This is a genomic window from Pseudophaeobacter sp. C1-32P7, from assembly GCF_041008775.1.
GTDB lineage: Bacteria > Pseudomonadota > Alphaproteobacteria > Rhodobacterales > Rhodobacteraceae > Phycobacter > Phycobacter gallaeciensis_A.
The window spans coordinates 238,062-256,654 of sequence record NZ_JAXGFR010000005.1 but is presented as its reverse complement, the minus strand read 5'-3'; the positions used below and the strand labels follow the sequence as shown (position 1 = coordinate 256,654).

Sequence of the window (18,593 nt, the reverse complement as noted above, 5' to 3'; positions counted from 1 at the left end):
CCTGCCCCATGATCACCCGCAGCCATACCAAGGGCGATGCGCCCTCCACCGCCGTCTATTCGGATTGCGAGACCTATCGCTACAGCCTGACCCGGATCTGGGATCCGGATGGGCAAAAGGTGATGTTCGTGATGCTGAACCCTTCGACTGCGACCGAGGTGCAGAACGACCCGACCATCGAACGCTGCGAAAGACGGGCGCGCACGTTGGGGTTTGGCGGCTTCCGGGCCACCAATATCTTTGCCATCCGCGCCACTGACCCGCGGGTGATGCGCGCCGCCAAGGATCCCGAGGGGCCGGAGAATGAGGCCGCGATCCTGTCCGGCGCGGAGTGGGCCGATCAGATCATCTGTGCCTGGGGCACCCATGGCGCCCACCGCGATCAAGGTCCCCGCATTGAGAATGCGCTAAGGGCCACCGGACAGCCTCTGTTTCACCTTGGCCTCAGCAAACACGGCCATCCGAAACACCCGCTTTACATCGCCTACAGCCAGCAGCCGCAACCCTGGGCATGATCCCAAAGGCGCCGACCCCGGTATTATTTCGTTAACCGATGTTCCCGGTTTGTTTTGAGGCAAATCCTTAATTGTGCTAGAGTATACTCAGGGATAGAAAATTGTTGCGTAAGGAGTGGGGCCGATGCTCTGGTTGGCCGGCCTTTTTGGTCTTGTGGCTGTTGGCGGGGCCATGTTTGTGGATTTCAGCGGCGGTGACGACGATCTGAACGACACCGACGACTCGGATGAGGCAGCGGGCGAAGGCTCCGGTGAGGACACCGGAGCCGTCATCGTGCCGCCTTCCGAATTTCTGAACCCCGACGATCCGGACAGCACCGCTACAGATGACGGCTCTGCCAGTGGCAGCGGCGACACCGGGACGTCCACCGATGACGAAACCGGGGACGGCACCGACAGTGCCACGGATGGGCTCAACCTGTCCGGCACCGATGAACCCGAACTGCTGACCGGCAGCGATTGGGCCGATATTCTGTTCGGTGGCGATGGCGATGACCAGCTGGACGGCAACGAAGGTGACGACTCCCTGTCTGGCGACGGCGGCCATGACGTCCTGCACGGTGGCGACGGCGATGACACGCTTGCGGGTGGCTGGGGACGTGATCTGCTGCATGGTGAAGACGGCGACGATCACATTGCTGGCGAGGATGGCGATGACACGCTGTATGGTCACTTCGGCAATGACACCCTGACCGGCGGCGGCGCCGAGGATGTGGCCCACGGTGGCCAGGGTCACGACGTGCTGAGCGGCGGCGAAGGCAGCGACGCGCTGCATGGCAACGATGGCAATGACACGCTGAGCGGTGGCACCCAGAACGACACGCTGTTCGGTGGCCGGGGCAACGATCTGGTCTGGGGCGCCGATGACGATGACACCAGCGATTTCCTGAACGGGGGCGATGGCGATGACACATTGGTTGCCGGAGCCGGGGATATCGTCACTGCGGGCAGCGGCGCCGATCTGATCATGGCCGGAGATATCGGCGGAGCCCCGGATGGCGACCAGCCCCCTGTCGAACTGGTCGATTATGATCCCGAAGAGGACCAACTCATGGTTCTCTGGTCCCCCGGCAGCGAATCGGAGCCGGAGATCACCGTGGAACAAGATCCCGATGCCCCGGACGAGCAGGTAATCCGCGTGAACGGCGCCGAGGCCTTGCGCGTGAGTGGTGCCGCGCCGCTATCGGCCTCGGACATTCAACTGGTCGATGTGAACGATCCGACCTTCGCCGACCTGCTGCCCAGCTGACCGATCCGCTTGCGGCCTGAACCGGCACGGATAGACGGCTTGCAGGGTTGCGCCTTTGCTTCTCTCGTGATTGTTATGTCATAACATAACATTTGGAGCAAACCATGCAGGATTCTCGCCTTCCCGTCACAGTGCTGTCCGGATTTCTCGGTGCGGGCAAAACCACCTTGCTGAACCGGGTGCTGAACAACCGCGACGGGCGCCGCGTCGCCGTGATTGTCAACGATATGTCAGAGGTGAACATCGACGCCGATCTGGTGCGCGCCAATACGCCCGAGCTGAGCAAGACCGAAGAAACCCTCGTGGAACTGTCCAACGGCTGCATCTGCTGCACCCTGCGCGACGATCTGCTAACCGAGGTACGCCGTCTCGCGGAAACGGGCCGGTTCGATTACCTGCTGATCGAATCCACCGGCATATCCGAACCGCTGCCGGTGGCGACCACCTTTGATTTCCGCGATGAGGCTGGCGTCAGCCTGTCCGATGTCGCGCGGCTGGATACCATGGTGACCGTGGTCGATGCGGTGAACCTGCCGGATGACTTCTCCAGCCACGATCAGCTTGGCGACCGGGGCGAGACGATGGGAGCAGCGGATACCCGCAGCCTTGTCCACCTGCTGACCGATCAGATGGAATTTGCCGATGTGGTGATCCTCAACAAGGTCACGGACGCAGGCCCAGCCCGCACCGATGCCGCGCGCAAGATCATCCGCAGCATCAACGCCGATGCCCGCATTATCGAGCTGGATCACAGCCAGGTCGCGCCCGACGATATCCTCGATACCCACCTGTTCGATTTTGAAACCGCGCATGAGCACCCGATGTGGGCCAAGGAACTCTATGGTTTTGCCGATCACACGCCCGAAAGCGATGAATATGATATCCAGTCCTTCGTCTTTCGCGCCCGCGCGCCCTTTGATCCGGTGGCAATCCACCGGGTTCTGAATGCGGACCTGCCCGGCGTGATCCGCGCCAAGGGGCATTTCTGGATTGCCACCCGCCCCGATTGGGTGGCGGAATTCTCGCTTGCCGGTGCCCTGTCCAGCGTTGCCCCGCTGGGGACATGGTGGGCCACAGTTCCCGAAGAACGCAGGCCCACTCATGCCCAGGCGCAGGAATACCTGCAGGCGCATTGGCAGGACCCCTTCGGTGATCGCAGGCAGGAACTGGTATTCATCGGCAGCGGGATCGACTGGCCATCCCTGAAGGCGCAGCTGGAGACCTGCCTGATGGCGGTTCCCGATGTCGATGCGCTGGAGAGGCTGAAGGATCTACCCGATCCTTTCCCGCGCTGGCGCCGGGCCTGAACGCCCAAGGGCGAAAAACCGGGAACCGGCGACATCTCCTTTGCTTTTCGCCGCAAAACCGCCTATACGCCCGCATCTGCCGTGGAATCGCGGCGGACTTCTCCATGGGCCTGTGCTGGACGACATCCCGGCCTGCGCCATTTCTCTAACCTTTTCAAAGGAGACCCCGATGTCGATTACTGCTGAAGAAAAAGCACGCCTGATGAAAGAATTCGCAACCAAGGAAGGCGACACCGGTTCGCCCGAAGTCCAGGTTGCCATTCTGACCTCGCGCATCAACACCCTGACCGAGCACTTCAAGACCCACAAGAAAGACAACCACGGTCGTCGTGGTCTGCTGAAGATGGTTGCTCAGCGTCGTAAGCTGCTGGACTACACCAAAGGCAAGGATGAGGCCCGTTACCAGGACCTGATCAAGCGCCTGGGCATCCGCCGCTAAGCGAGACATTTGCATTTCGATGCATGCGCCCGTTCCGAAAGGAGCGGGCGTTTTTATTGGCGGGAACCGGACGGGATGTGGTCGGCCCACCGCCAGCCCTCGTTTACGGGCTGCCGACACATGATGTAGGGTTTCACTGCGTGTGAAGCGCGCTTTCCCAGCTCAGACAATGAAAGACCAGAAATATGGAACACCCGACCTCGGGAAGTTGTCTGTGCGGTGCTGTCCGGTTTCACATCCGCGGCGCATTCGAAAGCTTCTTCCTGTGCCACTGCGCGCGCTGCCGCAAGGACAGCGGGTCCGCGCATGCGGCCAATCTGTTTTCCACCCAGGCAGAGATTGAATGGCTAACCGGGCGGGACAGGGTCAAGAGTTTCCAGTTGCCTGAAACACAGCACGTCAAAAGCTTTTGCACCGACTGCGGATCAGCGCTGCCGACGCTTCAGATGGATGGCGCCCTGCTGGTCGTGCCCGCAGGTGCGCTGGACAGTGAAATCCCTATCCGGCCCACGGCCCGCATCTGCTACGCCAGCCGCGCGGCCTGGACCGATGCGATTGTGACTGTGGAAACCATCGATGGGCTTCCCGGCTAACCGATCCTCTCCATTCACCTAGCGCAGTAGATCCAGCCGGGACAGGGTCAGCCGTGATTGTCGGCACAGCGCCTCATTCTTGCCGCCACGATAGAAACTGAGGGCAATGACCGCACAATAGAGCGCCCAGCCGCTAGCCCGTTCCCACGTCCTGTCCTCCAGTTCCAGCCGGTCGCAAAACGCGGTGCGGGCGGCAGGGTCCACCCAGGTCCAGGCCCCCGCATAATCGACGGCGGGATCGCCAACTGCCGACAGGCCCCAATCGATCACCCCCCGTAAGGTACCATCCAGGGCAATCAGATTGTCCGCCTTCAGATCCCCGTGCAGCCAGACGGGTCGGTACTGAAACCCGGCATCGCAGGCCGCGTCCCACAGGCAACGTGCGCGCGTTGCGTCGATCTCATCTTTGAGGATGTCGATGGCCGGATGCACCACGTGGGTCAGTTCCTGCAGCGCGACGCCACGCCTATTGTTGCTATCCCCCGCAACGGGTGCGCCCTCCGTGTCGGTCCGGTGCAGCGCCGTCAGCAAATCCGCAAGGCTTTGCGCCGCCGCAACCGGGTCTGCGATCTTTGCGGGGGTTGCGAGATCCCCTTCGATCCAGTCGAATATGCCAAAGGGCAGATCATCCCGCAGACAGCCGCGGTGCCGCAGCACCGGAACCGCAAGCGGCAGACCTTGTAGGCGCGGCAGCCAGTCCAACTCCTTGGCCAGATACTGAGTCGCCGACCACCGGCGCGGAACCCTTAAAACCATCTGCTCCCCGATACGGACCATGCAATTGTCCGTCCCAGACGATTCGATGCGCCTCCGCGGAAGGCCAGCCCATTGCGGCACCTCGGTCGCAAGGATATCGCCGACCATCGCGTCGCTGATTGCAATGTCATCCGTGTCTTTGCTCATCAGGCGAAGCTAACCGCCCGATAGCCCCACCGGCAAGGAAAGGGCGCGATCCGGGTCCCGAAGTACCGGCAGCTTGCCGCTTCAATTTGATATGTTATTACATACTAAATCAGCATTTCGAAGGACACCTATGCCACACCCGCGACGCCGCAATCTGGGCGCCACCGGCCTGCCCATCCGCAAACGTACCGGAAATGCGATGACGGAGTATGACCGCTTACCGCCCAGCCTGCGGGCCTGGATGCAAGAGGCCGCCCTGCCGTGGTCGCCGCGCTCTTGCCGCAGCATCTGGATGAAGGTGAAACAGGATGGCGGAACCGACCGGCAGGCCATTGCACGCCTTGCCGCTGTTGAGGCCGCAATGCTGAAACGCGCCGCAGAGGCGTGAACCTCCTTCCTGTAGGTCTCCACGAGCTGTTTTTCTTTCATTCCGGGCCAAAGTGATGTATAGGCCGGGCATCTGAGACGTTGCGCCATGGCCCCGGCGCTCGAAAGAAAGATGGAGGGGGCCGGCGGCAATGGGGCCGCCATGACAACGGGAGACCCGGGATACGCCTGGGAGTGCTCCCACTTAGGATGCTGACATGTTCAACGTTACGAAGAAATCAATGCAGTGGGGCGAGGAAACGCTCACACTGGAAACCGGCAAGGTTGCCCGCCAGGCAGATGGCTCTGTGATTGCCACCCTCGGCGAAACCTCGGTTATGGCAAACGTCACATTTGCCCGCCAGCAAAAGCCCGGCCAGGACTTCTTTCCCCTGACCGTGCACTACCAGGAAAAATACTACGCCGCGGGTAAAGTGCCCGGCGGCTTCTTCAAGCGTGAGGCCCGCCCCACCGAGAAGGAAACCCTGACCGCCCGTCTGATCGACCGTCCGATCCGCCCGCTGTTCGTCCCCGGCTTCAAGAACGAAGTTCTGGTGATGTGCACCGTGCTGTCCCACGATCTGGTCAATGACCCTGACATCGTCGCAATGATCGCTGCCTCGGCTGCGCTGACCATTTCCGGCGCCCCCTTCATGGGCCCGATCGCCGGCTGCCGCGTTGGTTTCGAGGACGGCGAATACGTTCTGAACCCGACCGTCGACGACATGCAGGACCTGCGCCTGAACCCCGATCAGCGCCTCGACCTGGTTGTTGCCGGCACCAAGAACGCCGTGATGATGGTGGAATCCGAAGCTTACGAGCTGTCCGAAGCAGAAATGCTGGGCGCCGTGAACTTTGCCCACGAGCAGATCCAGCCGGTTCTGGACCTGATCATCTCGCTGGCTGAAGAAGCCGCCAAAGAGCCGTTTGACTTTGCCGCACCGGATTACTCCGAGCTGTATGAAGCGGTCAAAGCCGCTGGCGAAGAGCAGATGCGCGCCGCCTTTGCGATCTCGGACAAGCAGGAGCGCACCGCCGCTGTTGCCGCCGCGCGCGAAGCCATCAAGGAAGCGCTGAGCGAAGAACAGCTGGAAGATTCCAACCTCGGCTCTGCTCTGAAGAAACTGGAAGCCGGCATTCTGCGCGGTGACGTTGTCAAAACCGGCAAGCGTATCGACGGCCGCAAGACCGACGAGATCCGCGACATCGTTTCGGAAACCGGCCTGCTGCCGCGGACCCACGGTTCTGCCCTGTTCACCCGTGGTGAAACCCAGGGTCTGGTCGTGACCACGCTGGGCACCGGCGATGATGAACAGTTCATCGACGCCCTGCACGGCAACTTCAAATCCAACTTCCTGCTGCACTACAACTTCCCGCCCTATTCGGTTGGTGAAGTTGGCCGCGTGGGTGGCCCCGGCCGCCGCGAAATCGGTCACGGCAAGCTGGCATGGCGTGCGCTGCAGGCGGTTCTGCCCGCGGCAACCGATTTCCCCTACACCATCCGGATCGTCTCCGAGATCACCGAATCGAACGGTTCCTCCTCGATGGCGTCGGTCTGCGGTGGCTCGCTGTCGATGATGGACGCAGGCGTTCCGCTGAAAGCACCGGTTGCCGGTGTGGCCATGGGCCTGATCCTCGAAGACGACGGCTCCTACGCGATCCTGTCCGACATCCTGGGTGACGAAGACCACCTCGGCGACATGGACTTCAAGGTTGCAGGTACCGAGAACGGCATCACCTCGCTGCAGATGGACATCAAGGTCGCAGGCATCACGCCCGAGATCATGGAAAAAGCCCTGGCCCAGGCCAAGGACGGCCGGATGCACATCCTTGGTGAGATGTCCAAGGCCCTGTCGGAAACCAACGCGTTCTCCGTCCACGCGCCGCGCATCGAGACCATGAACATCCCGACCGACAAGATCCGTGAAGTGATCGGTTCGGGCGGCAAGGTCATCCGCGAAATCGTGGAAACCTCCGGTGCCAAGGTCGACATCAACGACGACGGCGTGATCAAGATCGCTTCCTCCAACGGCGAGGCCATCCAGAAGGCCTATGACATGATCCACGCGATCGTGGCAGAGCCGGAAGAAGGCGCCATCTACAAAGGCAAGGTCGTGAAGATCGTCGATTTCGGCGCCTTCGTGAACTTCTTCGGCAAGCGTGACGGTCTGGTGCACGTCAGCCAGATCGAGAACCGCCGCCTGAACCATCCTTCGGACGTTCTGAAGGAAGGCCAGGAAGTCTGGGTCAAGCTGCTGGGCTTTGACGACCGCGGCAAGGTGCGCCTGTCGATGAAAGTCGTCGATCAGGAAACCGGCGAGCCCGCCGCGCCTGAAAAGAAAGAAGAAGCCGCAGACTGATCCGCAGCCTCGCTTCGAACAAGAAAGGCCCCGCTGGCAACGGCGGGGCCTTTTCTGTCAGCGCCGTTCAAGGAGCTGCGGCCTTCCCCCTCAGCGCGTTCCCCGATATGGATCTGACCATGCACACCCTGATCATCCACATGTCCGGCAACAGCAAACGCGGCGCAAATGTCGAACATCTGCTTTATACACTGCCGAATGCCGAGGTGGCCGAAGCGGTGAATGGCCGGACTGCGGTGAGTCACCATGTGCATCCGACGCGTCACGGCGATGTGCATGATCCGCGCTACCCCTTTCCCCTGTCACCAGGAGAGGTCGGCTGCTTCCTGTCACACCGTAGCTGCTGGCAGCGAATCGTGGATGCGGGCTGGGAGTATGCTTTGATCGTCGAGGATGATCTCTCGGTCGATCCGGAGGCATGGCAGACGGCCCTGTCGCTAGTCGAGGCCCACGCGGATGCGGACAGCTTCATCCGCCTGCCCGCCAAACGGCGCGAAAGCCCCGCCGCCATCATCGACCAAGCGGGCGACAGCAAGCTGTTCCTGCCCCGCGTCATCGGCCTTCAGACCGTGGCACAGGTGGTGGGGCGCAACGCGGCGGCGAACCTTCTGGCTGCCAGCACCACCATCGACCGACCTGTCGATACCTTCCTGCAGATGCACTGGATCCACGGCCAGACCATTTATACCATCCTGCCCAATGGCGTCAGCGAGCTGACCGAGGCACTGGGCGGATCGACCATCCAGAAAAAGAAACAGGGCAGCAAGCTTGCGCGTGAATTCAAGCGCACGCTTTACCGGGCCCAGGTCGCAGCACGCCCGCAAACTGCCTGAGGGTCCAGCAGACTGGATCCAAACCCGGGACTGTGCGATGAGGCACAGCATGACACCCCTTGTTCAGACATTGCCCCTGCCGCGCTGCGCGCGAATTACCGTCCCGGCCTGACAATCGGGCCGGGTGGTCGAACGCTGAACAAGACATGCGCGCCACTTGGAATCTGCGCGCTTTCAAGGGTTTCTGAAATGTCTCAAACACTTCCGACGCTGCACATGCTGTGCGGCAAGATCGCCTCTGGCAAATCCACTCTCGCCGATCACCTGACGCGCGAAGACAAGGCCGTACGCATTGCCGAGGACCAATGGCTGAACACTCTCTTCCGCGGCGAGATAGAAACCGGAACCGATTACCTGCGTTGCACCGCGCGGCTACGCGAGACCGTGGCGCCTCATGTCATCGACCTGCTCAACGCACGGGTTTCCGTAGTGCTGGATTTCGCCGCAAATACGATCCAGCAACGCACCTGGATACGCGGCATTCTCGACAGGACTAGTGCAGACCATCAACTGCATGTGCTGGATGTCCCGGAAGAAGTCTGCCTTGCCCGGCTGCGTGCGCGAAATGCCAGTGGGGATCATCCGTTCTCGGCAACCGAAGAACAGTTTCACCAGTTCTCGAAACACTTTGCCCTGCCCACGCCGCAGGAGGGGTTCAATATCGTGATTCACTCCGCGCCCAAAGACACGCCCCCGAAATGACAAAGGGGCCAAACGGCCCCCTTGCTGAACTTCAAAATGGTCTTCCGACTTATTCCGGCGCTTTGGTCTTGCGCAGGTAGGGGAAGATGGTTTCGAACTCACCGAACTTGGCCTTGGCGTCTTCATTCGACACGGTCGGCGGGATGATCACATCCTGACCTGGCATCCAGTCGGCAGGGGTGGCAACGCCGTGGCCGGTGGTCATTTGCAGGCCGTCCAGCGCGCGCAGGATCTCGGCAAAGTTGCGGCCCACCGACATCGGGTAGGTCATCGACAGTTTCAGCTGCTTGTCCGGGCCGATGATGAAGACCGAGCGCACGGTGGCGCTGTCGGCCGGCGTGCGGCCATCGGGCAGGTAGGCTTCGGCGGGCAGCATGTCAAAGGCCTTGGACACGGCGAGCCCTTCGTCCGCGATGATCGGGAAGCCTGCCGGAGTTTTGGCATAGCTTTCAATGTCGCCTTTCCATTTCTTGTGGTCCTCGACACCGTCAACGGACACGCCGATCACCTTGGTGTTGCGCTTGGCCCATTCCTCGGACAGCTGCGCCACGGCACCAAATTCAGTGGTGCAGACCGGGGTGAAATCCTTGGGGTGGGAAAACAGGATCGCCCAGCTGTCCCCGATCCAGTCGTGGAAGGTGATGGTGCCCTGATCGGTCTCGGCGGTGAAATTCGGAACCACATCGTTGATGCGCAAACCCATGACGGTCTCCTCTCTGCGTTCATATTCAGTTTTCAATACGTATCTTGCTACGCAAGGTAATCAATCGCAGCGCAGGTTAAACCCCTGCGGCGTCAAGACCAGCACAAAAGTGCCAATCACCTGCGACAAAACGGAAAACCCTGGGTTTATCCGCGAAAATCCGCCTCACATAATTTGATCAAATTATGTGAATGTGGTCTTGCCCAAGGGTCAAGGCAGTGACACAGTGGCGCGCGAAAGCGCCGGTACAAACTGGCGAAACGTCTGACTTGGGAGATCTGGACATGATCGAGAAACGCGACTTTTACATCAATGGCCAATGGGTTGCTCCTGCGGCAGCCAAGGATCACAATGTCATCGATCCTTCCACCGAAGAACCCTGTGCAGTGATTTCCCTGGGATCCGAAGCCGATACCAATGCCGCCGTTGCCGCTGCCAAGGCCGCCCTGCCCGGCTGGATGGCGACCCCGGTAGAAGAGCGGATCGCGCTGGTGGAAAAGCTGATCGAGGTCTACCAGGCCCGCGGCGAAGATCTGGCCCAGGCCATGTCCACCGAGATGGGCGCCCCGATCGAGATGTCCCGCACCCAGCAGGTTGGCGCCGGCATCTTCCACCTGAAGAATTTTGTGCGCGCGGCCAAGGCGTTTGAATTTGAACGCCCCCTGAGCGACCGTTTCCAGAACGACCGCATCATCTACGAAGCCGTCGGTGTTGCTGCCCTGATCACGCCCTGGAACTGGCCGATGAACCAGATCACCCTCAAGGTGGGCGCCGCGGCCATCGCGGGCTGCACCATGGTTCTGAAGCCTTCCGAGGAAAGCCCGCTGGATGCGATGATCTTTGCCGAGCTGATGGACGAGGCAGGTTTCCCCGCCGGCGTCTTCAACCTGGTGAACGGCGATGGCGTCGGCGTCGGCTCGCAGCTGTCCTCACACCCGGATGTGGACATGGTGTCCTTCACCGGCTCGACCCGCGCAGGTACCGCGATCTCCAAGGCGGCCGCCGACACCCTGAAGAAGGTGCATCTGGAACTGGGCGGCAAAGGCGCCAACGTGATCTTTGACGATGCCGACGAAAAAGCGGTCAAGCGTGGCGTTCTGCACATGATGAACAACACCGGCCAAAGCTGCAACGCGCCCTCGCGGATGCTGGTTCAGAAAGGCATCTACGATCAGGCCGTGGCCACCGCTGCCGAAGTTGCCGCCAAGGTCACCGTCGGCCCGGCGTCCGAGGAAGGTCGCCACATCGGCCCCGTGGTCAATGAAACCCAGTGGAACAAGATTCAGGACCTGATCCAGAAGGGCATCGACGAAGGCGCGCGCCTTGTCGCCGGTGGCACCGGTCGCCCTGAAGGCTTCAACAAGGGCTTTTACGTCAAACCGACCGTCTTTGCCGATGTGAACAACCAGATGACCATCGCACGTGAAGAGATCTTTGGCCCGGTCCTGTCGATCATCCCCTTCGAGACCGAGGAAGAAGCCGTCGAGATCGCCAACGACACGCCCTATGGTCTGACCAACTATGTGCAGACCCAGGACGGCGCCAAAGCCAACCGCATGGCCCGCGTGCTGCGGTCCGGCATGGTGGAAATGAACGGCCAGTCCCGGTCCCCCGGTGCGCCCTTCGGTGGCATGAAGCAGTCCGGCAACGGTCGTGAAGGCGGTATCTTCGGGATTGAGGATTTCCTGGAAATCAAAGCCGTCGGCGGCTGGTCCACCGACTGATTTTCAACCTCTATAAGACTAAAAAAAGCCGCTCCTATCCGGGACGGCTTTTCTTTTGCCTGTGCGGTGCACAGGGTCTTGCAGCTCCCCGTTACGCCCAGACCTGATCGGGATCGGGCAGCGGGATCGCGGACAGCAGCTCTTGCGTGTAGGGCGCAGTCGGCGCAGCGAACAGGTCCGCCGTCGCGGCGTTTTCGACAATTTCGCCTTGATAGAGCACCAGAATGCGGCTGCACAGGCGGCGGATCACCGACAGATCGTGGCTGATGAAGGCCAGCGTCAGGCCCAGCTCGCGCACCAATTCTTCGAGCAGGTTCAGCACCTGCGCCTGACTGGAGACATCCAGCCCCGAGACGATCTCATCCGCGAGGATGAAATCGGGGCGCAGGGCGATGGCGCGGGCGATACCGACGCGCTGACGCTGCCCACCGGACAATTCATGCGGATAGCGGCTGGCAAAGCTGCGTGGCAGGCCCACCATATCCAGCGCCTCATTTACGCGGGCGTCGATCCCCTCAAGCCCATGCAGGCGCAAGGGACCGGCGATGATCCCCCCCACCCGGCGGCGCGGGTTAAGCGAGGACAGGGGATCCTGAAAGATCATCTGGAACCGCCGCCGCAGGGGGCGCAGGGCCTCCTCTGACATATGGGTGATGTCTGTCCCCTCAAACGAAATCTGACCACTGTCCGGTTCAATCAACCGGATCAGCGCCCGCCCCAATGTGGATTTACCGGACCCAGAGCCGCCAACGATGCCCAAAACCTCACCCTTGGGGATCTGAAACGTCAGCCCCTTGAGGATCTCGATCCGCGGCGCAGGACCCAGCAGTGGCTTGCGCGACATGTCCGGAAAGCTGAGCCGCAGATCCTTCACATCATAGATGACATCACTCATGCCGAGCCCTCCATCTGTCGGTCAAATGCCGCAACCTCTTCCTCCACCGCGCGGATCACCGCATCGGGGACCGGGGTCAGACTGCCGTCCGGATCGGTGTATTTCGGCGTCGCCGCCAACAAGGCCGCCGAATAGGGATGCCCGGGGCTGGCAAAGAAATCGCGCACCTTGGTGTCCTCGACCACCTTGCCGGAGTAGAGCACGGTCATGGTCTGGCAGACCTTGGAGACCACGCCCAGATCATGGGTCACGAACAACAGCGCGGTGCCATGGCGTTGCTGCATGTCCGAGATCAGCCGCAGGATCTGCTTCTGCACGGTGACATCCAGCGCGGTTGTCGGCTCATCCGCGATGATCAGCTTCGGCTCTGCCGCAAAGGCGGAGGCGATGAGGATCCGCTGGCGCATCCCCCCCGACAGCTCATGCGGGTAGGCGCGCATGACGCGGGCGGGATCGGGAATATGGACCTCTTCCAGCAGCTCCAGTGCGCGGGCCTCGGCGGCCTTGCGCGACCAGCCAAGGATATCCACCAGCCGGTTGGTGATCTGCGGCCCGACCCGTCGCGAAGGGTTGAGCGCGGTTAGCGGATCCTGTGGGATCAGGGCGACCTTGGCGCCAATCCTCTGGCGGCGCGCCCGCGGCGACAACTGGCCCAGATCCTCGCCTTCCAGAATGATCTGCCCGCCGGTGATGCCCAGCGCCTGCGGCAGGGTGCCCAGCACCGATTTGCCGATCATGGATTTGCCTGCGCCGCTTTCGCCGACAAGGGCGCGGGATTCACCCGCCGCCACATCGAGGGACACACGCCGCAAGATCGGCACATTGCCCCTGAGGCGCACGGTCAGGTCTTGAATGGACAGAAAGCTCATCGCAGCACCGGATCGAAATGGTCCTTCAGACCCTCGCCAAGCTGCGAGAAGCTGAGAACGGTGAAAAACAGGGCGACCAGCGGGAACACCAGCACCCACCAGGCCTGATGGACCGAGGTGCGCCCCTCGGCGATCATCCCGCCCCAGGTCGGCGCATCGGTGGAGATCGACAGGTTCACAAAGCTAAGGATCGCCTCGACGATGATCGCGATGCCCATCTCCAGCGTCAACAGCGCCACGATGGTCGGCAGCACGTTGGGCAGGATTTCCGTCAGCGCGGTGCCGAACCGGGTGCGCCCCACCACCTGCGCCGAGGCGACGTAATCCATCTTGCCCTGGCTCATCGCTTCGGCCCGGACCACCCGGGCAAAACGGGTCCAGTCAATCACCACGATGGCGATGATGATCGAAGCCATGCCAGTGCCCAGAACCGCGATCAGCAGGATCGCGAACAGAACCGGCGGGAAGGCCATCCAGATGTCCACAAGGCGTGAAATCACCAGATCGGCCCAGCCGCCATAGTAGCCAGCGATCAGCCCCAGCGTGGCCCCAATCAGACAGGTCAGCACCCCGGCGATCAGCGCCACGCTCAGCGCCAGCCGGGCACCGTGCAGAATGCGGCTCAGGACATCACGGCCCAGGGAATCGGTACCCAGCCAGTAATTTGGATCGGCGCCCGCCTCCCAGAAGGGCGGCATTCGGCCTGCGAACAGGTCCTGCGCCAGCGGGTCGTGCGGGCTGATCCAGGGCGCCAGCAGGGCGGCCAGAACCAATAGGCCGATCCAGCCTCCGGACAGCCACAGGCGCAGGCCCGGTTTGCGGGTATGTGCTCTTGTATCACGCATGGCGGAGCCTCGGGTTCAGGGCGGCATAGGTCATGTCGACGACCAGATTGACCACGGTGAAAATCAGGGCGAACAGGATCACGATGCCCTGGATCAGTGGCAGATCGCGGTTGATCACCGCATCAATGGCCATGTTACCCAGCCCCTCGTAAGAAAACAGCCGCTCCACGATGACCGTGCCGCCAATCAGGAAGGCGAACTGCACGCCAACCAGGGTCAGCGTCGGCAGGATCGCATTGGGCAACGCCTCGCGGGTGATGATGCTGGTCTCGGCGTAGCCCTTGGTGCGGGCCAAGGTCACGTAGTCCAGATGCATGGTTTCCTTCAGCGACTGTTTCAGCAGCTGCGAGATGATCGCCGCCAGCGGGATCGCCAGCGCCAGCGCAGGCATGAACATATGAGCGACGATATCGGCCCAGACATCGAACCGCAGGCGGATGAAGCTTTCCCAGAGGTAGAAATTCGACTGGAACTCGAACCCCAGCGAGGGCGACACCCGGCCCGAGATATGAAACAGCGGCCAAAGCACGCCAAAGAGCAGGATCAGCACCAGCCCCCACAGGAAGTCGGGCACCGACAGGGCCATGCCCCCGGCCACATCGATCGCACCTTCGACGCGCGTGCCCCGGTAAAGCGTTGCGGTCAACGCCATGGTACCGCCCAGGATTACCGCGATTACCAGTGCCATCACTGATAGTTCCAGCGTGGCGGGCAGACGGCCCAGCACCAGTTCGGACACCGGCTGGCGCAGGGAAATCGAGGTTCCGAAATCCCCCTGAAGCACGCCAGAGGCCCAGATCAGGAATTGTTCGGGGATCGATTTGTCGAACCCGTAAAGCGCCTGAAGCCGCTGGATATCCGCATCGGTGGCCCCCGGCGGCAGCATCATGGCAATCGGATTGCCCGGCACCACGCGGATAACCACAAAGACGATGATCGCCACCCCGACCAGCGTCACCATAGTGGCCGCCAGCCGCGCGATCATTCTGCGCAGGATCTGCATTGTCTACCTTCGTTCTGTGAGGTCGTGAAAAAGGGCCGCGGGGCACCGGCACAATCAGACCGATGCCCCGCAACCAAGGGAGAGAGGGATCAGGCCCGTGTCATCAGATGCGGCAACAGCGCGCCCGAGGCATGCGGCACCACCTTCACCTGATCGCTGTGCAGGATCGGCTGAACATATTGCAGCAGCGGGATCACCAGCGCGTTCTCGGCGATGAAACGGTCCACGTCCTTCCAGCCCGCGATCCGCTTGTCCTCGTCCGATTCACCCCAGAGCGGTAGGATTTTCTGCATAAGGTCCTCACCGTCCCAGACCGAATGCGGCGAGGGGCCGAACATGGCAAAGCCGGTCGAAGTGGTGGGATCACCAATCGAGTTGCCCCAGTTGTAGAAGGCCGCAGGCGCCAATGTATCCGCCGCGCGCAGCTCGTAGTGTTTGGCAATCTCGTAGACTTCGATCTCGGCCTCGATACCGACCCGGCGCCACAGGCCAACGATGGCCTGGATGATCTCGTAATCCTTGGGTTTGAACCCGCGGGTGGTCTGGATAGTGAATTTCACCGGATTGTCGGGACCATAGCCAGAGGCCGCCAGCAGCTCCTTAGACTTCTCCGGATCATAGGCGACCTTGATCGTCTCGTCATAGCCCACGTAATCGGGCGTCTGCAGCGTGTCGATCGCCACGCCATAGCCGGACAGCAGCCGATCGATGATCAGCTGTTTGTCGATCGCATGGGCCATGGCCATGCGCACGTTGGGATCGGTCATCACTTCGATATCGTTGATGAAGATCATGCCGATATCCGACACCGGTGCGGCAGTGCCCATGATGCCCGATTTTTCCTTCAGGCGGTCGAATTCCTCATAGGGCATTTCCAGCGTCACATGGGCGTTGCCCGATTCCACCTCTGCCACGCGGCTGGCGGCATCGGTCACGAACTTGATGGTGACGGATTTGAATTCGGGCGCGCCGCCCCAGTAATTCTCGTTCGCCTTCAGGCGCACGAATGCGTTGCGCTCGAACTTTTCGACCATATAAGGACCGGTGCCCACAGGCGCGGCCTCAAAGCCATCTGCCCCGACTTCCTCGTAGTATTTCTTGGGCAGGATATAGCCAGTGAGGAAGCTCATCCATTTGAAGATCGTCGGCTCATAGGCCAGCACGTCAGCGGTGACGCGGTTCCCCTCGATGGAGAAATTACCGATCTTGCCCCAGATGAACTGGATCGGGTTGCCGGTCTCGGGGTTGCCCGCGCGTTCCAGCGACCAAACCACGTCTTCGGGGGTCAGGGGATCGCCATTGTGCCAGGTGACGCCTTCGCGCACATCCATCCAGACCTTTGTCTTGTCGTCGTTCCAGCCATAATCGCTGATGATCCCGGAACCAAAGGACAGATCCGGGTTCTGCGGGATGAACAGATCAAACACCGACTGATAGATGCCCTGGATCGTGGGGTTCACCGCCGAGGGACCAACGGTCGGGTCCCAGCTGGGTAGGTTGACGTTATAGGCAATCACCAGCTCTTCGATCCCGGCGGCAAAGCTGGGCAGGCTGGCTCCGGCAAGCGCCACGCTGGCGGCGGTGCTCTGAAGTAAAGTGCGTCTTGTCAATTTCATTTTGCTTTTCCCTGTTGGTTGGAAGGCCGACATGTTGTTGTGATTAGGTGCCGGCCAGTTTTTGCCCGAGGAGGTATCCCGCCCCAGCTCCGGTTCCCGCTCCGGGCCAGACAGCCGCCCCGGTGTGATAAAGATCACCGATCGGGGTGGAGCCATCCGCAAACCCGCGCAGGGGCCGGAACATGAAATGCTGGTTGAGCTGGTGACTGCCACAGACCTGATCCCCGCCCACAAGGTTGGGGTTATCGGCCTCCAGCATGGTGGGCGTCACGATATGCTGGCCAAGGATCTTTGCCCTTGTACCGGGCGCATAGGTTTCAAGGATATCGAGCGCGCGCTCTGCCATTGGCTGCGCTGCCTCTGTCCAGTCGGTGGCGGTGATCTGTCCGGCGGCATCGCCCTTGATCTGACCGGGCACCATGCGCACCTGCAACCACAGAACATGTTTGCCCTCGGGCGCGCGACTGGGGTCGATGACGGTGGGCTGACCGCAGACGATCACCGGCTCATCCGGCAACAGCCCCGCCTTGGCCTGCGCATAGGTGCGCGCCATCTGGTCAAGCTCGGGCGCCATATGCACATAGGCAAAGCGTTTCAGACCATCCCCCGCCGCCCAGTCCGGCAGATCCTCCATCGCCAGATGGATCATCATGGTCCCCGGCGCATGGGCGAATTTCTCCATCCCGCGATCATACCGTTTGTCGGGTGTGCCGCCGGTCAGCCGCAGCATCGCGGCAGGGGCGACATTAGCGATGACCGCCCGTTTTGCCTGCACCTGTGTCCCGTCCGACAACTCGATTCCCGTGGCCCGTCCGCCCGCGTGCAGAATCCGCGACACTTCGGCGCCGCAGGTTACCGATCCGCCACGCGCCTCGATCATGGCGATCATGGCCTTGATGATGCCATCGGCGCCGCCCTGCCCCAGTACCATGCCAAACGCCTGGTTCACCTGTCCTTCTAGGTAAGGAAACAGCGCACCGCCCGCGATGTCCGGGGCAAAATCCAGATGCATGCCCCAGGCCGCCAGAAGGGCACGGACCTTTGACGATTCGAATGTCTCTTCCAGCCAGCTGCGCGGCGAAGAGGCCAGAAACTGCCCCAGATCCATCAGCCCGGCAGCGCCCATCTTGCGCCAAGACTTCCAGCCTAAAAATGCAAATGCACGTTTATTGATCGGACTGCCCAGCAAAGCGAACAAAGTTTCAGCACGCTCTGGAAACGCGGCGCTCAACGCCTCCCAGGCTTTTGCGTCAGCCGCATTTTCAGCTGCGATTCGCGCCACATTGGCCGCCGCATCATTGCCGATACCCAACCAGGTCTGATCCGGAAAAACCGAGGCAAAACAATCCGCCGCAGGAGCAAAACCAAGCCCGTGCCCGGCCAGTTCCTCGGCATATTTCTGATGAAAGGCGGACCCTGCAAAGAGCGACAGATTCATCGCGGCCCAGTCATGGCGAAAGCCCGGAAGCGTATATTCCCCGGTTTTTACTGCCCCGCCGGGCGTTTCGGCGCGCTCGTATACGGCCACACTCCAGCCCTTTGCCGCCAGATGCGCAGCACAGGCCAAAGAGTTGTGACCGCTTCCGATAATAACTGCGTCCGGCGCCGCTGACATGGGCAGATTCCTTTATCCTTTACATATTGATATTTGCAAATGCATGTAATTATGTC

The 18,593-nt window shown here is 61.3% G+C and carries 18 protein-coding genes; 10 read left to right on the top strand and 8 right to left on the bottom strand.

Annotated features, from left to right (window positions below; genetic code table 11):
* Positions 1-8: 8 nt before the first annotated feature.
* The 5 genes from SM763_RS09770 to SM763_RS09750 all read left to right on the top strand — a co-directional run bounded on the left by SM763_RS09770 (position 9) and on the right by SM763_RS09750 (position 4,103).
* Positions 9-515, top strand: a complete 507-nt coding sequence (locus SM763_RS09770) for a DUF1643 domain-containing protein (RefSeq protein ID WP_065271814.1) — start codon at positions 9-11, stop codon at positions 513-515.
* Positions 516-639: 124 nt separating this feature from the next.
* Positions 640-1,764, top strand: a complete 1,125-nt coding sequence (locus SM763_RS09765) for a calcium-binding protein (RefSeq protein ID WP_368998387.1) — start codon at positions 640-642, stop codon at positions 1,762-1,764.
* A 104-nt stretch (positions 1,765-1,868) separates the two neighbouring features.
* A complete protein-coding gene (locus tag SM763_RS09760; protein ID WP_368998386.1) occupies positions 1,869-3,071 on the top strand; it encodes a GTP-binding protein in 1,203 nt (400 codons plus the stop codon).
* Positions 3,072-3,240: 169 nt separating this feature from the next.
* A complete protein-coding gene (gene rpsO / locus SM763_RS09755) occupies positions 3,241-3,510 on the top strand; it encodes a 30S ribosomal protein S15 (protein WP_019295116.1) in 270 nt (89 codons plus the stop codon).
* A gap of 185 nt (positions 3,511-3,695) precedes the next feature.
* Positions 3,696-4,103 carry a GFA family protein gene (locus SM763_RS09750; RefSeq protein WP_368998385.1) on the top strand — a complete coding sequence of 136 codons (408 nt, stop codon included), beginning with the start codon at positions 3,696-3,698 and terminating at the stop codon, positions 4,101-4,103.
* An 18-nt stretch (positions 4,104-4,121) separates the two neighbouring features.
* Here the strand turns inward: SM763_RS09750 and SM763_RS09745 are convergent, their stop codons facing one another.
* Positions 4,122-5,006 (bottom strand): aminoglycoside phosphotransferase family protein, encoded by an 885-nt coding sequence (locus SM763_RS09745; RefSeq protein ID WP_368998384.1) that lies wholly within the window; start codon positions 5,004-5,006, stop codon positions 4,122-4,124.
* A gap of 130 nt (positions 5,007-5,136) precedes the next feature.
* Between SM763_RS09745 and SM763_RS09740 the strand changes: the two genes are divergently transcribed.
* The 4 genes from SM763_RS09740 to SM763_RS09725 all read left to right on the top strand — a co-directional run bounded on the left by SM763_RS09740 (position 5,137) and on the right by SM763_RS09725 (position 9,267).
* Positions 5,137-5,394 (top strand): DUF6525 family protein, encoded by a 258-nt coding sequence (locus SM763_RS09740; RefSeq protein ID WP_065271820.1) that lies wholly within the window; start codon positions 5,137-5,139, stop codon positions 5,392-5,394.
* A gap of 196 nt (positions 5,395-5,590) precedes the next feature.
* On the top strand, positions 5,591-7,732 hold the full coding sequence (pnp, locus tag SM763_RS09735) for a polyribonucleotide nucleotidyltransferase (protein ID WP_368998383.1): 2,142 nt from the start codon (positions 5,591-5,593) through the stop codon (positions 7,730-7,732).
* Between the two features lie 119 nt (positions 7,733-7,851).
* The gene (locus SM763_RS09730; RefSeq protein ID WP_368998382.1) at positions 7,852-8,565 is read left to right on the top strand and encodes a glycosyltransferase family 25 protein; all 714 of its coding nucleotides are present in this window, start codon (positions 7,852-7,854) and stop codon (positions 8,563-8,565) included.
* A 189-nt stretch (positions 8,566-8,754) separates the two neighbouring features.
* A complete protein-coding gene (locus SM763_RS09725) occupies positions 8,755-9,267 on the top strand; it encodes a P-loop nucleotide/nucleoside kinase family protein (protein ID WP_368998381.1) in 513 nt (170 codons plus the stop codon).
* Between the two features lie 49 nt (positions 9,268-9,316).
* Here the strand turns inward: SM763_RS09725 and SM763_RS09720 are convergent, their stop codons facing one another.
* On the bottom strand, positions 9,317-9,970 hold the full coding sequence (locus SM763_RS09720; RefSeq protein WP_368998380.1) for a peroxiredoxin: 654 nt from the start codon (positions 9,968-9,970) through the stop codon (positions 9,317-9,319).
* A gap of 284 nt (positions 9,971-10,254) precedes the next feature.
* On the opposite strand from SM763_RS09720, the gene SM763_RS09715 reads away from it, so the two are divergent.
* Complete coding sequence (locus SM763_RS09715) at positions 10,255-11,694, top strand: aldehyde dehydrogenase family protein (protein WP_065271824.1); 1,440 nt, start codon at positions 10,255-10,257, stop codon at positions 11,692-11,694.
* Between the two features lie 91 nt (positions 11,695-11,785).
* Here the strand turns inward: SM763_RS09715 and SM763_RS09710 are convergent, their stop codons facing one another.
* The 6 genes from SM763_RS09710 to SM763_RS09685 form a co-directional block, all read right to left on the bottom strand.
* Positions 11,786-12,589: an ATP-binding cassette domain-containing protein gene (locus SM763_RS09710; protein WP_274833060.1), complete on the bottom strand. Its 804-nt coding sequence runs from the start codon at positions 12,587-12,589 to the stop codon at positions 11,786-11,788.
* Positions 12,586-13,458, bottom strand: a complete 873-nt coding sequence (locus SM763_RS09705) for an ABC transporter ATP-binding protein (protein WP_274867961.1) — start codon at positions 13,456-13,458, stop codon at positions 12,586-12,588. The genes SM763_RS09710 and SM763_RS09705 overlap by 4 nt, the downstream gene beginning before the upstream one ends.
* Positions 13,455-14,303: an ABC transporter permease gene (locus tag SM763_RS09700; protein WP_368998379.1), complete on the bottom strand. Its 849-nt coding sequence runs from the start codon at positions 14,301-14,303 to the stop codon at positions 13,455-13,457. The genes SM763_RS09705 and SM763_RS09700 overlap by 4 nt, the downstream gene beginning before the upstream one ends.
* Complete coding sequence (locus tag SM763_RS09695; protein WP_368998378.1) at positions 14,296-15,306, bottom strand: ABC transporter permease; 1,011 nt, start codon at positions 15,304-15,306, stop codon at positions 14,296-14,298. The genes SM763_RS09700 and SM763_RS09695 overlap by 8 nt, the downstream gene beginning before the upstream one ends.
* Positions 15,307-15,395: 89 nt before the next feature.
* The gene (locus tag SM763_RS09690) at positions 15,396-16,922 is read right to left on the bottom strand and encodes an ABC transporter substrate-binding protein (protein WP_368998377.1); all 1,527 of its coding nucleotides are present in this window, start codon (positions 16,920-16,922) and stop codon (positions 15,396-15,398) included.
* A gap of 43 nt (positions 16,923-16,965) precedes the next feature.
* Positions 16,966-18,537 carry a phytoene desaturase family protein gene (locus SM763_RS09685; protein WP_368998375.1) on the bottom strand — a complete coding sequence of 524 codons (1,572 nt, stop codon included), beginning with the start codon at positions 18,535-18,537 and terminating at the stop codon, positions 16,966-16,968.
* Positions 18,538-18,593 lie beyond the last annotated feature (56 nt).